The organism is Methanoculleus sp. MH98A (assembly GCF_000691865.1).
GTDB lineage: Archaea > Halobacteriota > Methanomicrobia > Methanomicrobiales > Methanoculleaceae > Methanoculleus.
The window spans coordinates 1-14073 of the sequence record NZ_JMIO01000094.1 but is presented as its reverse complement, the minus strand read 5'-3'; the positions used below and the strand labels follow the sequence as shown (position 1 = coordinate 14073).

The window sequence follows — 14073 nt, the reverse complement described above, 5'->3', positions numbered from 1 at the left end:
GAGTTGAAATCAAGGATGACGGCCTTGCCGTCTCTGACCTTGTAGATCTTCTCCTTGGTTGCTGGATCTTCGGTGTAGAGCTCGAGAGCGTCGACCGGACATGCCACCACGCAGTTGTTGCAGCCTGTACATCGTTCCATATTGATGTGCAATGCAAATGCCATGGTATCACGCACCAGATCTGATCGATTAAAAATCGATATAAAAAGAATTGTCAAAGAATATACATAAACTTTCTGAAATCCGACAGCCTTATATTTCAGAACTATGATTATCCGTCAAATTTTATAAATTAAAACGGTTGCTATGTTAACCCAATGCCCAAAATCTCATTGCTATGCGGACATCGGGGCGCGGGGGAAAATAAAAAACCTTAAATCTTAAATCGGGGTTTTTGATGAAAATCGGTGGTCAATCCGTCCCGGCAACGTTGAGGGTATGCGGGATCGTTCCCCGGACCGGCGGGGGCGTCCATCCACCTGGCCGGGCCGACCCGATGCACGTTGCGCGGTGTGAGCGGCAACCGTTTCAGTATCCGCCGATTCTTCACTCTTCGTGAGGAGCCCCACGCTCGTCTCTGAAAACCGGCTCCGGTTCGGTGCCCGCAGTCCCCGTGCCGCATCCGGGATTGTCCTCCCGGCGGGTGGACGGGGCCGCGGGTGCCGCGAAACGTCCCTTCGCATGAAGCCCGGCGCCGGTCGGGTGCGCACGCCCGGGTAAAAAAGAAACCTTATTCTGTCCTTATCATAACATTGTAGCAAACGAGGTGTATTCTATCCATGGAACTGAAAGAGGCTAAAGGCGTTACTATAGATGATACCTATGCAGAGGCGTTCCCGACCTGGGTGGCGCGGCCCATTATCACCGCCGTCACCGAGGAGTGGGCGTACAAGGCGGCAGTGGAGGCCGTAGGGTTTGCCACCTCGACCATCGGGTGTCCGGCGGAGGCGGGTATCGACTGCTTCGTCTCCCCCGACGAGACCCCGGACGGCCGCCCCGGCTACGCGATCATGATCTGTGCGAGCAAGAAGAAGCTCAAGGAGCAGGTCGTGGAGCGTCTCGCCGAGTGCGTCCTCACCGCCCCGACGACGGCGGTCTTCGACGGTCTTTCGGACGTCGTTGCCGAGGTCCCGGAGAAGATCGCGGTCAAGCTGCACTTCTTCGGCGACGGCTACGAGGAGAAGCGCGAGGTCGGCGGCAGGAAGGTCTGGGCGATCCCGATCATGGAGGGCGAGTATATCGGCGAGGAGGAGTTCGGCGCCGTCAAGGGTGTTGCCGGCGGCAACTTCTTCATCATGGGCGAGAACCAGATGGCCGCCCTGACGGCCGCCCAGGCGGCGGTCGACGCAATCAGCGGCGTCTGCGGTGTCATCACGCCCTTCCCCGGCGGCATCGTCGCGAGCGGCTCGAAGGTCGGCAGCAACAAGTACAAGTTCATGGGCGCAAGCACGAACGAGGCCTACTGCCCGACCCTCCGCGATAAAGTCGAGAACAGCAAGGTTCCCGAGGGCGTCAAGGCCATCTACGAGCTCGTCATCGACGGCGTCGACGAGGACTCGATCAAGACCGCGATGGCCGAGGGCATCCGGGCGGCGACCAAGGTGCCGGGCGTGAAGTTCATCACCGCCGGGAACTTCGGCGGCAGCCTCGGGCCGTTCAAGTTCGAGCTGAAGGACGTCCTGGCTGAGTATCTCTAAATCTCTTTTTTTTGTGGTGCGGTCTCCGGGGCTGCTGAGTGTTTTGATCCATTTTCGGCGTTGCGAGGATCGGGGATCGAGCGGGGGGAGCATTCAACTGTCTTGAATTATTTTAACCAAACTTCAGTTGCATAAGCATCCCTGAGCCAAAGTCCATCCCTTCGCATGTTGTTTTGCAAACCCAATCTACGGTTTTCCATCGGATATCGCCCTTGGGGGAGGGGCTGACGGGGAGTGCGATGTTCCGACAGGAACGGAGCACGAGAAGGCCGAAGGCCTTTGAGGGGGCATGCCCCCTCCCCTGTCTCCACCTGTATGTTGACCTACAAACCCCCACCGCCCGCGCTTCGCGCTCCTCCCGCCCCCCCCCAGGGGGGCGGGCAGTGCGTGGCGATATCTCCACAAAATCCGTGCATCGGGGTAGCGATGTCCCAGGAAATGATATGCGTACGACCGGCTTCAGGACAGGAGTTTGAGTGCCGAGAGTGTAGTGACAGTTGGCCGAAGACACGATAGACCAATCGTCTGGAATTCGAATCTGTTTGCTCCCCGGGTTCCCCTCCCGGCACTTCCACCACCCAGTCGATCTCCACTATGAAAGAACCGCCCTCACACTCAACCACCCCTCACCCCGGCTCCCCTCAACCGCGTGGATTAACCCCCCTTTCCTCTCTCATCCCCCGCCAAAGCCCGCTCCGGCTCACCCGCTCCTTCACGATCGATCCCCTTAAATATCGTTATCAACGACATTCTTGTTAACGATTATTTCGGTGACATCATGATTACGCTCACACCCGATGAAGTCAGGGCCCGGTTCGGGCGGTTGTTCTCGATGAAGTTCCTTGCCATGGTCGACCAGAACGCCGGTCTCGCGGAGATCCGCGAGCACTGCCGGGCCCGGGGGACCATCGAGTGGGACGCGGCGAACCGGGTGCGGGCGAAGGGCGCGGTCCAGTCCTGCCACGTCGAGGGCACGACGATGACGATGATCGCCCGACTGGGCGTATCGCCGGCGAACTTCGGGGCTGCCGGCCAGGAGATCGGCGGCCAGGCGCTCGAGGGGGTCGAGGTCGTCGGGGACGAAGTGGTGACGACCTGGGCGGGCATCGCGGGGGCGGCGTCGGCGTCGCCGCCTGCCTGCCGCAGGCGCCGGGCGTGATCCGGGCGGAGTATCCTACGGAAGACGATCTCAAGATCGGCGGCGCCCGGGTCTGCCGGGTGCGGATCGTATCGCCGCTGTATGAGAAGGTGACGATCGGGATCGACGACACCGACACCCGCGAGGAGGGCGCCACGTGGGTGCTCGCGCTCAAGTGCGCCGAGGCCTGCACGATCCCGGGGGTCGAGTACCTGGACATGCGCCTCGTGCAGCTGAACCCCGCGGTCCCGAAGAAGACCACCAACTGCGTCGGCTCGGCCCTGAACTTCGCCGTCCGTCCGGGAAAGGTGGACGAACTCCTCGAATACGTCCGCGACTTCATTGAAGCGGAAGCGGTCAGCAACGATACCGGCATCGCCGTCTACCGCGGGATTGCGTTTGCAGAAGAGTCCCCGTATCTCAAGCGGGTCAAGACCGAGCTCCTGACGGTCGACGACGCGGAGGCGGAGGCGGCACGGATGGGTGTCCGGTTCATCGACTCGACCGGGCGGAAGGGTCGAATCGGAGCACTGGGTGCCGTTCTCTGGGGGAACAAGGGTGTGGAGGCGGCTGGACTGTATGGAGAAACTCTCTAGCCCGTATACGATACGGTATCCTCAGATCGTGGCGGTGGCCGACGAGAGCGGCGGGCTTGTGGAGCTCGTCGAGTTCTTCGACTGCACCGGCGGCGCGATGTGGGTGAAGCGGCACTACGCGCAGAGCCCGCTCGTCCGCTCCGTCCGCACCGTGGGGTCGACCAACCGCTACCTCCTCTCGACCGGGAGCGCCGACCTCGCGCTCGAGGGCTCGGTCTTTCCGGCGGGGATCGCCGCCGTCGTCGTCGAAGAGGGCGAGATTGCCGTCACCTACCGGGGTCTCGGCGGCGGAGGCGTGGGAGCGTCGGTCTGCCGTGCCGAAGCCGCGGGCGTCATCCGTTGCGTGAGCGACCCGGCCGGCGGCGGGCGACTCGCGGGTTCAACCGTCTGGCTTCCCCGGCTTGAGCGGGTGATCGTCGGGATCGACGACACCGATACCCCCGAAGAGGGCGCCACCTGGACGCTCGCGCACAACATCGCACGCGCCGTCGAGGACGACCGTTCGCGCTACCTCTCCCACACCATCGTTCAGCTCTATCCCGTTCCCTACCGGACCAAGAACTGCGTCGCCATCGCCTGCGAGTTCGCCACTTCCGATCCCGAGGGGCTGATCAGGAACTACCGCGATCTCCTCGAAGAGTACACCCTCTCGGACGAGACCGGGATGGCGGTCTGGCGGGGGTTCGACCCCTCGCCGCTCGAAGAGTTCGGCTGCCGCGTGAAGCGGGGCGAGGTCTCCGCAGACGACCTTGCCGCCCTTGACTCCGAACATCTCTCCGTCGTCATGAACGGCCGGGGCGTGATCGGGGCGGTTGCGGCGATCCCGTTTTTCACGCGCTACGAGGAGGCGCTGGCGCTATGGAATGGAAGCGGCTGAAAGCCGGGTGCTCGGGACAGGTTCCGTCCGCCTCTCCGGCGAACCTGCGGACGAATACGTCTCACGCTCCGCCGCGGGCCCCACTGCCGGCACGCCCGGTTCGCTCTTCTTCTCGCCCGGCGGCGGCCGGCGTGTCCGGGCCGGCATCGATGAGAAAAGCCCCATCGAGGTCGTCCACCGGGGAGGCGGCGCGGCCGACCTCCTCATCGACGGCGAAGCCGTCGCCGGCCGGCTCGAACTCGCCGCCCTCCACTGTCCCCGCCAGGCCTACATCACGGTCAGCGGGACGTGCATCTTCCGTTGCCGCTACTGCCCGGTGCCGACGCTCCCCGGCCGGCGGAAGGAGGTCGACGAGATCGTCCGCATGGTCGAGAGCGTCGCCGACCGGATCGACGCCATTGCGCTCACGAGCGGCGTCGCCTCCTCGATCGAGGAGGAGGAGGCCTACGTCCTTGAGGTCGTTGCGGCGCTCCGCCCGTTCGGTCTTCCCATCGGCGTCTCGATCTACCCCTGCCCCGGGACCCCGGCCCGGCTTCACGCGCTCGGCGTCGCCGAGGTGAAGTTCAACATCGAGGCGGCGACCCCCGAACTCTTCTCGGAGATGTGCCCCGGGCTCTCGTGGAACGCGGTCTGGGAGTCGCTCTCGTCCTCCGTCGCGCTCTTCGGGAGGGGAAGAGTCTATTCGAACGTCATCGTCGGCCTCGGGGAGACCGATGAAGACCTGGAGCGGGTGATGGAAGACCTCGCTGCCATCGGGGTCATCCCGGTTCTGCGCCCCCTCACCCCGGCGGCGTCTCTTGCGGGAATGCCCCGCCCCTCCGCCGAACGGCTGCTCTCGCTCTTTGAGGTTCACGGGAGGATCCTTCGCCGGGCGGGGCTCGACCCCCGCCGGGCGCTGACGATGTGTTCGGCGTGTACCGGGTGCGATCTCACGCCGGGGAGGGACGCATGAAGGGCACCGAAGCGCTCGCCCGGGCGATCCGGCAGTCGGCGGACCGGTGCTACGCCGTCCCCGGCTACCCGGTATCGGAGGTTGCCGCCCTGGCGGGGGCTTTAAACACCGTCAACGAGAAGACGGCGCTCGAATACGCCCTCGGCGACTCGCTCTCCGGGAGGAGGGCCGCCGTCTTCGTCAAGCACGTCGGCCTCAACGCCTGCGCCGACCCGCTCGTTCACGCCACCGCCCAGGGGCTCCGGTCGGGCGTCGTGATCGTCGCCGCCGACGACGTCGGCGCGGCGGCTTCAGACGTCGTGCAGGACTCCCGCTACTACGGCGAGGTGGCCCGGGTTCCGGTGCTGGAGCCCGACGGCGAGACGCTCGGCCTTGCCGTTGAAGCGGCGTTCGAGGCGTCGGAGACCTTCTCAAGGGTTGCCATCGTCAGGGTCACGCCCGCCCTCCTGGACGCGGACGTGCCCGAACCTCTCGCCTCTCCCCGGCGGCGCCGGGAGGGGTGCCTCGCCGACCCCGGACTCACGATGGCCGGCCGGGCGCAGGCCACGGACCAGCGGACCGCGGCGATGTTTGCCTGGTCGCGTTCCTCTCCCCTCAACCGGTTCTCGGGCGGCAAACACCGTGCCGTCACCGTCTACCCGCCGCCGGCCGCCCCGGACGTGCTCGCCTCGCTCCACGAGACCGACCGCCCGTTCCTCCGGGAGCACCGGCTGCTCGCCCCGCCTGAAGCCGCCGGGGAGCCGGAACGGTTATCCGGCCGCGGCTACTACCGGACGTTCTGCCGGAACTGCCCGTTCCACCCGACCCTTGCCATCCTCCGCGAACGTGGGCTGCGGGCGGCCTGCGACGCCGGGTGCGCGATCCTCGCGATGAACCCGCCCTACCGCATCGGCATCGCCACCTACGGCCTCGGCTCGTCGGTCGCCGTGGCCGCGACCGGGCCGGGCGTCGCGCTCACCGGCGACTACGCGCTCCTGCATTCGGGCCTGAACGCTCTCATCGACGTCTACGAACGCAAACTCCCGCTCCTCTGTATCGTCTTTGCGAACAACCGGATGGGGATGACCGGCGGTCACCCCGTTCCCGACATCCTTCGCTACATCGCCTGGGCGAACCCGGTCGTCTGCGCCGCAGACGATATCGGGGCGCTTCGCCGGGTTCTCGTCCTCCCGCAGGACGGCCCCCGGACGGTGGTGATCGAAGGCTCCTGCCCTGAAGGTGAGACCCATGAAACCGTGGAATATCGAGATCTGTGATGTAACGCTGCGAGACGGGGAGCAGACTCCCGGCGTCTCGTTTACCCGCGATGAGAAGATGACGATCGCGGCATTGCTCGACGAGATCGGCGTGGAGGTGATCGAGGCCGGGTTTCCCGTGGTCTCCGCGGCGGAGAAGGAGTGCGTCGCGGCCATTGCCCGGGCTGGTCTATCTGCCCGGGTCTGCTGTCTCGCGCGGGCGCTCAAGCCCGATATCGAGGCGGCGCTCGACTGCGACGTGGATATGGTCAGCATATTCTTCGCGACCTCCGATCTTCACATCCGGCACAAGTACCGAAAATCCCGCGAAGAGGTGCTCGAGGACGCTCTTGACATGGTGGAGTTCGCCGCCGATCACGGCGTGCAGGTGCGGTTCGCCGCCGAAGACGCTTCGCGAACCGACCCCGCGTTTCTTATCGAGATGTATACCCGTGGCGTCGAGCGCGGTGCCGACCTCGTCAGTTTCGCCGATACCGTCGGCTGCCTCACGCCGCTTGAGATTCACGCGGTCGTCACCCGTCTCCTCGGCGCGGCACCCCTTCCGCTCTGCATCCACTGCCATAACGACCTCGGGCTTGCGACGGCAAACACCGTCACGGCCGCGGCCGCCGGGGCGTTCCAGCTCCACACCACCGTCAACGGGATCGGGGAGCGTGCGGGCAACGCGGCACTCGAACAGGTGCTCGCCGTCCTGCGGCTGAAGGGCGGCGTCGACCGCTACGATCTTACCCGCCTGCAGGAGATCTCGCGCCTGGTCGCCCGGGCTTCGGGCGTTACCCCGGAACGCATCCGGCCGATCGTCGGTGAGAACGCCTTTGCCCACGAGAGCGGGATCCATATCGCCGCGATCCTCTGCGATCCGACGACCTACGAGTACGTCCCGCCGGAACTGGTGGGCGGCGAACGACGGTTCGTCCTCGGGAAGCATACGGGGCGGCGGGCGCTCGAGCACGTCGCGAAAGCCTACGGGTTCGACCTCTCCGACGGGGAGGCGCGGTGGGTGCTCGAGCAGGTCAAACAGAAGAGCGAGGGAAAGTGCAGCGTCACCCGCGAAGTGCTCTGCAGTCTTCTACGAGCGGCAAAGGAGGGGATCGTCCAGTGAGCACGCTCTCCGAAGCGATCCTCGGCGCACCGGCGGGGGAATACGTGGATCGAGAGGTCGATATAGCCTTTGCCCACGACGGAACCGGCGTCCTCGCCCGGGAAGCGCTCCGGGAGATGGGAGTGGAGCGGCTCCCGCATCCAGACCGGCTGCGCCTGATCTTCGACCACATCGTCCCGGCGAACACCGGGACGACGGCGACGCTCCAGGCCGAGCTCCGCGAGTATGCCGGGGTGTCGGGGATCGCGCTCTCGGATGCCGGCGGGGGGATCTGCCACCAGGTGATGAGCGAAGGGGTCGTCCGGCCCGGGATGATCGTCGTCGGCGCCGATTCCCATACCTGCACCCTCGGCGCCTTCGGGGCGTTCGCCACCGGGGTAGGGGCGACCGATATGGCGGCGATCTGGGCTTCGGGGGAGACGTGGTTCCGCGTCCCGGAGACAATCGCGGTCAACCTCTCCGGCAGGTTCTCCGGCGCTGCGGAGCCTAAAGACCTCGCTCTCGCCTACGTCGCGGAACTCGGGATGGAAGGTGCGACCTACCGGGCGCTGGAGTTCGTGGGCGACGGGGCGGCAGGAATATCCATGGACGGGCGGCTGACACTCGCGAACATGGCGGTCGAGACCGGGGCGAAGACGGGCATGTTCTACGCCGACGCGGTCACCGTCCGCTACCTCGCGGACTACGGGGTTACGGCCTCGCCGCAGGCGCCGGAGGACAGCCGCTACGAGCGGATCGTGGATATCGATCTCGGTGATATCGTGCCCCTCGTCGCGGTCCCGCACCGGGTGGATACCGTCCGCGAGGCCGAAGAGGTCGCGGGCACGCACCTCGACCAGGTCTTTGTCGGAACCTGCACGAACGGCCGCTACGAGGACCTTGCCCGGTTCGCCCGCATCGTCCGGGGAAAGAAGGTGGCCGTGCGAACCCTGGTGTTTCCCGCATCCCGTTCGGTGCTTGTCCGGGCAATCGCCACCGGCGTCCTCGCCGATATCGTGGATGCGGGCTGCGTCGTCGGGTCGCCCGGGTGCGGGCCGTGTCTCGGGGCGCACGCCGGGGTGATCGGGGAGGGGGAGGTCTGCCTCTCCACCGCCAACCGGAACTTCAAGAACCGGATGGGCGTGGGCGGCGAGATCTACCTCTCGTCGGTCGCCACCGCCGCAGCGAGCGCCCTTGCGGGGGAGATAACCGTGCCGGAGGTGGTATGATGCAGGGTGCCGGACCGGCAATCTGTCTCGGGAACGACATCGACACCGACCTCATCATTGCGGGCCGCTACCTCCGGACGAAAGACCGCTCGGTCTGGGCGGAGCACGTCTTCGAGGACCTCGACCCGGCGCTTGCCCCCCGCCTTTCGGGATCGGTCATCGTCGCCGGGAGGAACATGGGCTGCGGGTCGTCCCGTGAGCAGGCGGTGGTCGCCCTCCGGGAGGCCGGGGTGGTCGCGGTCGTCGCGGAGTCGTTCGCCCGCATCTTCTTCCGTAACGCCGTCAACGTCGGCCTGCCGGTGATCGAGGCCCCCGTCGCCTGCACCGACGGCGCCCGCGTCGCCTTCGACCTCGATGGCGGGTGGGTGGAGGTGGACGGGAAACGGTATCCCGCCCGCCCGCTCTCGGAGAAGATGGTCGCCATCCTCCGGGCCGGGGGGCTGGTTCCCTACTGGAGGTCGTGGCGATGATCTTCCCGCCCCACTGCAAGTTCGTCGGGTCCGCGAACGGCACCCCGTGCGGGAAGCGGGCCTACTTCCTCTCGCGCTACCTTGTCCGGGAGACCGCCGAAGGCACGGAGGTCATCGAGGTGGAGACCGACCCGAACGGGACCGGCCTGATGCGCGACGTCCTCTCGGCCCGGGTGGTCGCTTCCGGCGACGATGTCTACCGCTACCCGGAACGCGTGAACGTTCAGGATCGAACATTCTTAGTACAGGAAGCAATGCGGTCCGGGTACCGGTGCACCGTGTTCTGCGGCCACGGCGAACAGACCACGTTCGTGCTCGACCCGGACCTCTCGGCCTTCCTCCGCATCCACGTCTACGACATCACTCCGCCCCGCCCACACCTCTCGGCAACGCTCGGCGACCTTGAGAGGACCGGGCTCTTTGGCGACCTTGAGATCGTCTTCGAACACCACGTCCGGGACATCCGCGAGATCAAAGCCGACGTCTACCCCTGCCGGGCGGCCGGGTTCCCCCGCACCGTCGACGCGGACCCGCTCCGGCCCGGCGACCGCGTGGCAGGCTGCCTGACGGCACGGGAACTGCTGCGGGAGTGCTACGGCGGAGGAGTTACGGTGGAGAACATCTGCCCGCTTGAGAAGGTTGCGGCCGAGCCGTTCATCGCCCGATGCTGCAGGAGCGAGCGGGCCGGGCTCGGGCTCAGGAACGGCCTCTTCGGTGCGGTGGTTCACTGGGGAGCGTCGTCGTGGGAGATCGCGGAGGCGGCAAGAGAGGTCGCAACCGCGTGGAGGAAGCAGAATGGTGAAGGTAGCGGTCGTTGAGGGCGACGGCATCGGGCGCGAGGTCGTCCCGGTCGCCCGCGACATCCTCGCGGCCGTGCGCCCGGATATCGAGTACTTCAACGTCGAGGTGGGCTACGGGCGGTGGGAGCGGACCGGGAGCGCCTGCGACGAGGAGACGATCGCCGCTCTCCGGTCGGCGGACGCAATCCTCTTCGGGGCAATCACGACGCCGCCCGACCCCGGCTACCGGAGCGTTCTCGTGCAGATTCGCCGTGCTCTCGACCTCTACGCGAACGTCCGCCCGATCCGGGGCGAGGGGGTCGACGTCGTCATCGTGCGGGAGAACACCGAAGGTCTCTACTCCGGCATCGAGTGGACGGAGCCTGATCGCGCCTGCACCGTCCGGGTCGTCTCCCGCCGGGGGAGCGAACGGATCGCCCGCTACGCCTGCACCCTTGCGAAGTCCCGCCGCCACCTCACCGTCGGCAACAAGGCGAACGTGCTGAAGTCGGACTGCCTCTTCGTCGAGGCCTGCACCGCGGAGGCCGCCCGGGCGGGAGTGCCCTGCACCTTCTGCTACATCGACGCGCTCTGCCTCGATCTCCTGATGCACCCGGACCGCTACGACGTGATCGTGACGACCAACATCTTCGGCGACATCCTCTCCGACGCCGCCGCCTACCTTGTCGGGGGGCTCGGGCTGCTCCCGAGCGCCAATATCGGGGAGGGGCACGCTCTCTTCGAGCCCGTCCACGGCAGCGCTCCCGACATCGCGGGCAAGAACGTCGCAAACCCCATTGCGGCCATTCAAAGCGCCGCGATGCTGCTCGAACACCTCGGCGATCCCGCGTCCGCGGCGGCTATCGAGGAGGCCGTCGACCGGGTGCTCCGTGCGGGCATCCGGACACCCGACCTCGGCGGGGTCGCCGGGACCCGGGAGTTCGGTGCGGCGGTGCTCCGCGAGGCCGGGCGGGGGAAGGCCTAAGCGATTCGGGGTCGAGAGTTACGGTATGGTGCTGGTGGGATGCCACGTCTCCATCGCCGGCTCGATCGACCGTGCGGTCGGGCGGGCCCTTGACGCGGGCTGCGATACGTTTCAGATCTTTTCCCGAAACCCCCGCGGCTGGAAGGTGAAAGACCTCGACCCGGGCCTGGCCGGGGCCTTCAGGGCGGCGGTGAGTGCGTCGGGCATCGGGCCCGTCGTCGACCACATGCCCTACCTCCCGAACCCGGCCTCGCCCGATGCCGAGATCTACGAAAAATCGGTCGCGGCGCTCACCGGGGAACTCCGGCGGTGCGTTCTCCTCGGGATACCTTACCTGGTGACCCACCTCGGGCACCACCGCGGCGCCGGGATGGAAGCGGGGCAGGAGCGGGTCGTTGCCGCCATCAACCGGGCGTTTGCGGATGCCGGAGAGAGTGACGTGATGCTCCTCCTCGAGAACACCGCCGGGGAGAAGAACAGCGTGGGGACGACCGTCGACGACCTCTCGCGGATCGTGGACGGGATCGATGCGGCGGGAAGAGTCGGGATATGTTTCGACACCTGCCACGCGTTCGCCGCCGGCTACGACCTCCGGACCGCGGAGGGGGTCGATGCGGTCATGGGAGAACTCGACGACCGGATCGGTCTATCCCGTCTCCGGGTCGTTCACCTCAACGACAGCAAAGGCGATCTCGGGAGCGGGCTTGACCGGCACGAGCACATCGGGCTCGGGAGGATCGGGGAGGATGGGTTCCGGCATATCCTCCGCCATCCGGCCGTCCGCCGCCTCCCCCTCATCTGCGAGACGCCGGTCGACGAGCGGCGGAGCGATACCGGGAATATCGCGAAGGTCCGTGAACTTGCGGGGGCTTAAGCGCCCCGGGGCATTGCCCCCGACGAGGCCGTGCTGCCGGTTATGGTGCGGCGGCTCCTGCTGCGATTAATATCTCTCATTTTTTATAATAGTCTTGAATACTCTCTCCGCTCGCTCTGATTTATGGGAAGATATTTATATTAATAATTCTATCCTGCAACGCGCGAACCCTTTATCCTGTGGATCTTCGGTGGTTCTCCGGAATTCCACAGGATCTCCGTTTGCACGCCGGCAGGGGAGCCCCGTTTCCCCGGCGTGCGTGCAGACACCATCGTATGGGACGAAGGGGGCGTTCTCATCGTGGTGATAGAAGAATGGCCGAAATTAACGTGCTGATTGTTGTCTGTACCGTCATTGCCGTCGGGCTGCTGGCATCGCCTGCCATGGCCGGGGAGAGGGCCCCGGGGGATATAGTTTCGATCTGTATCGATGGAGGATCGCAGGAGCACCCCGACATTGACGGAAATATGGTCGTCTGGGAGGACGGCAGGAACGGAAAGTCGATCTACTATTCGAGCGGCCCCGGCAGCGCGGGGCGGAAGGTTGCGGGCGAGGGGACGGGGCAGAGGTACCCGTCCGTCTCGGGGGATTACATCGTCTGGGAGGAGAACCGGAACATGAGCCCGGATATCTACTTCTTTGAGATATCGGGTGGCGTGACGACGGCGCTCACCGACGACCCTGCCGACCAGCGGATGCCCGTCGTTCACGGAGAGCATGTAGTCTGGTACGATGCCCGGGGCGGGAGCACGGACATCTGCCTCTATGAGATCGGAACCGGCAGCGAGACCTTCCTCTCCTGCTCGCCGGTGACCGATTGGAAACCCGCGCTCTCGGAGAGGTACGTCGTCTGGGAGGAGAGCACCGGGGGCGGGGATATCTGGGCGTACGATATCTGGAGCGGAGAGCGACACCAGATCACCAGCAATGGTGCACGCCAGACCTACCCGTCGATATCGGGGAGCCGGATCGTCTGGGAGGACTACCGGAACGGGGCTCCCGACATCTACCTCTTCGACCTCGACAATCCTGCCGCCGGAGAGCAGAGGATCACCGACGATCCTGCCGCTCAGGTCTCCCCTGCGATCGACGGAGACCTTATCGCCTGGGAGGACAAGCGGGACGGAACCTGGAACGTTTACATCTGCGACCTCGCCGCAGGGAAGGATAAGCAGATGCCGGTCGCTCCTTCCGCGATCGAACAACTCTACCCCGCCGTCAGCGGTGATCGGGTCGTCTGGCAGAACGGCCGTGGCAGCGGATCGGATATCTACGCCTTCACCTACTTCAGCGGAGGGGCCCCGGTGGCGGAGTTCTCGGCGGACCCGACCGAAGGAGGGGCGGCGCTCAACGTCCGGTTCATCGACCAATCGGCCGGTGATCCGGACGCCTGGGAATGGGACTTCGGCGACGGGAACACCTCGACCTCGCAGTATTCGTGGCACTTCTACGAGGTCCCGGGGGACTACACCGTCTCGCTCACTGTGCATAACGCGTTCGGGTCCGACACCGTCACGAAGACCGATCTCATTCACGTAGGTCCCCCGGAACCGCCGGTCATCCGTTTCCGCGCGGTGCCGTTGTCGGGGCCAGCACCCCTCACGGTCTTGTTGTACGGCGATTCCCCGGACTACGCGACGGCCTGGCTCTGGGACTTCGGTGACGGCGAGACATCGACACACCGGGACACGCGTCACCGTTACGATCGTCCCGGTGTTTACAACGTCTCCCTGACCTGTAACAACGCAGGAGTCACCGCGACGCACACGGAGTACGGCTACATCACCGTCTTTGGGCCGCTCGAGACCTCGTTTTCGGCCGACGTCAGGAACGGGACCGCGCCGCTCACCGTCAGGTTCACGGATACCTCCGCCGGTGAGCCTGAAACGTGGGCCTGGGTCTTCGGAGACGGCGGGACTTCTTCGGAGCAGAACCCGGAGCACACCTACGTGAACGCGGGCGTCTATAACGTCACCCTGACCGCAGGGAACGCCGCCGGGAGCGTCACGGCGGTGGAGTCCGGCTACATCACTGTTCATGCCCCAACCCCGACCCCGACTCCAACGGCCAACGCAACGCCGACGCAGACACCCACCCCCACCCCGACAAAGAAGCCGGCGAGCGGCGGTGGCGGAGGGG

The 14073-nt window shown here is 65.8% G+C and carries 12 protein-coding genes and 1 pseudogene; 12 read left to right on the top strand and 1 reads right to left on the bottom strand.

All coding sequences use genetic code 11. The features are described from left to right. The coding region (locus tag EI28_RS11080) for an NADH-quinone oxidoreductase subunit I (protein WP_048114868.1) at positions 1-164 on the bottom strand (164 nt) is incomplete at its 3' end. A gap of 615 nt (positions 165-779) precedes the next feature. Here EI28_RS11080 and fhcD point away from each other — a divergent pair. From fhcD to EI28_RS11020, 12 genes and pseudogenes are all read left to right on the top strand, one after another. Continuing rightward, entirely contained in the window at positions 780-1697 is a 918-nt protein-coding gene (gene fhcD / locus EI28_RS11075; protein ID WP_048114862.1) for a formylmethanofuran--tetrahydromethanopterin N-formyltransferase, read from the top strand. A gap of 778 nt (positions 1698-2475) precedes the next feature. After that, positions 2476-3431 (top strand): annotated as a pseudogene (locus EI28_RS11070) (tRNA(Ile)(2)-agmatinylcytidine synthase). Then, a complete protein-coding gene (gene mmp11, locus EI28_RS11065; RefSeq protein ID WP_048114860.1) occupies positions 3415-4308 on the top strand; it encodes a methanogenesis marker protein 11 in 894 nt (297 codons plus the stop codon). The pseudogene EI28_RS11070 and the gene mmp11 overlap by 17 nt, the downstream one beginning before the upstream one ends. Beyond that, positions 4295-5260, top strand: a complete 966-nt coding sequence (locus tag EI28_RS11060) for a radical SAM protein (RefSeq protein WP_231476766.1) — start codon at positions 4295-4297, stop codon at positions 5258-5260. The genes mmp11 and EI28_RS11060 overlap by 14 nt, the downstream gene beginning before the upstream one ends. Then, a complete protein-coding gene (locus EI28_RS11055; protein ID WP_048114857.1) occupies positions 5257-6516 on the top strand; it encodes a thiamine pyrophosphate-dependent enzyme in 1260 nt (419 codons plus the stop codon). Before EI28_RS11060 ends, EI28_RS11055 begins: the two co-directional genes overlap by 4 nt. Further along, entirely contained in the window at positions 6488-7618 is a 1131-nt protein-coding gene (locus tag EI28_RS11050; protein ID WP_048114855.1) for a homocitrate synthase family protein, read from the top strand. The genes EI28_RS11055 and EI28_RS11050 overlap by 29 nt, the downstream gene beginning before the upstream one ends. After that, a complete protein-coding gene (locus tag EI28_RS11045; protein ID WP_048114853.1) occupies positions 7615-8826 on the top strand; it encodes an aconitase/3-isopropylmalate dehydratase large subunit family protein in 1212 nt (403 codons plus the stop codon). Before EI28_RS11050 ends, EI28_RS11045 begins: the two co-directional genes overlap by 4 nt. Then, positions 8826-9296 carry a 3-isopropylmalate dehydratase gene (locus EI28_RS11040; RefSeq protein WP_048114866.1) on the top strand — a complete coding sequence of 157 codons (471 nt, stop codon included), beginning with the start codon at positions 8826-8828 and terminating at the stop codon, positions 9294-9296. The genes EI28_RS11045 and EI28_RS11040 overlap by 1 nt, the downstream gene beginning before the upstream one ends. Further along, on the top strand, positions 9293-10114 hold the full coding sequence (locus EI28_RS11035; protein WP_048114851.1) for a hypothetical protein: 822 nt from the start codon (positions 9293-9295) through the stop codon (positions 10112-10114). Before EI28_RS11040 ends, EI28_RS11035 begins: the two co-directional genes overlap by 4 nt. After that, complete coding sequence (locus EI28_RS11030; RefSeq protein WP_048114849.1) at positions 10092-11060, top strand: isocitrate/isopropylmalate dehydrogenase family protein; 969 nt, start codon at positions 10092-10094, stop codon at positions 11058-11060. The genes EI28_RS11035 and EI28_RS11030 overlap by 23 nt, the downstream gene beginning before the upstream one ends. Positions 11061-11085: 25 nt before the next feature. Further along, a complete protein-coding gene (locus EI28_RS11025) occupies positions 11086-11934 on the top strand; it encodes a deoxyribonuclease IV (protein WP_048114847.1) in 849 nt (282 codons plus the stop codon). 314 nt (positions 11935-12248) lie between these two features. After that, positions 12249-14073, top strand: a 1825-nt coding sequence (locus EI28_RS11020; RefSeq protein ID WP_048114864.1) for a PKD domain-containing protein, incomplete at its 3' end; no start/stop codon positions are given.

Bases quoted from the DNA above. Each gene is read 5' to 3' on its own strand.
- EI28_RS11035 (WP_048114851.1), top strand. From the start codon at position 9,293: ATGATCTTCCCGCCCCACTGCAAGTTCGTCGGGTCCGCGAACGGCACC.
- fhcD (WP_048114862.1), top strand. From the start codon at position 780: ATGGAACTGAAAGAGGCTAAAGGCGTTACTATAGATGATACCTATGCA.
- EI28_RS11060 (WP_231476766.1), top strand. From the start codon at position 4,295: ATGGAAGCGGCTGAAAGCCGGGTGCTCGGGACAGGTTCCGTCCGCCTC.
- mmp11 (WP_048114860.1), top strand. From the start codon at position 3,415: ATGGAGAAACTCTCTAGCCCGTATACGATACGGTATCCTCAGATCGTG.
- EI28_RS11040 (WP_048114866.1), top strand. From the start codon at position 8,826: ATGCAGGGTGCCGGACCGGCAATCTGTCTCGGGAACGACATCGACACC.
- EI28_RS11025 (WP_048114847.1), top strand. From the start codon at position 11,086: ATGGTGCTGGTGGGATGCCACGTCTCCATCGCCGGCTCGATCGACCGT.
- EI28_RS11050 (WP_048114855.1), top strand. From the start codon at position 6,488: ATGAAACCGTGGAATATCGAGATCTGTGATGTAACGCTGCGAGACGGG.
- EI28_RS11055 (WP_048114857.1), top strand. From the start codon at position 5,257: ATGAAGGGCACCGAAGCGCTCGCCCGGGCGATCCGGCAGTCGGCGGAC.
- EI28_RS11030 (WP_048114849.1), top strand. From the start codon at position 10,092: ATGGTGAAGGTAGCGGTCGTTGAGGGCGACGGCATCGGGCGCGAGGTC.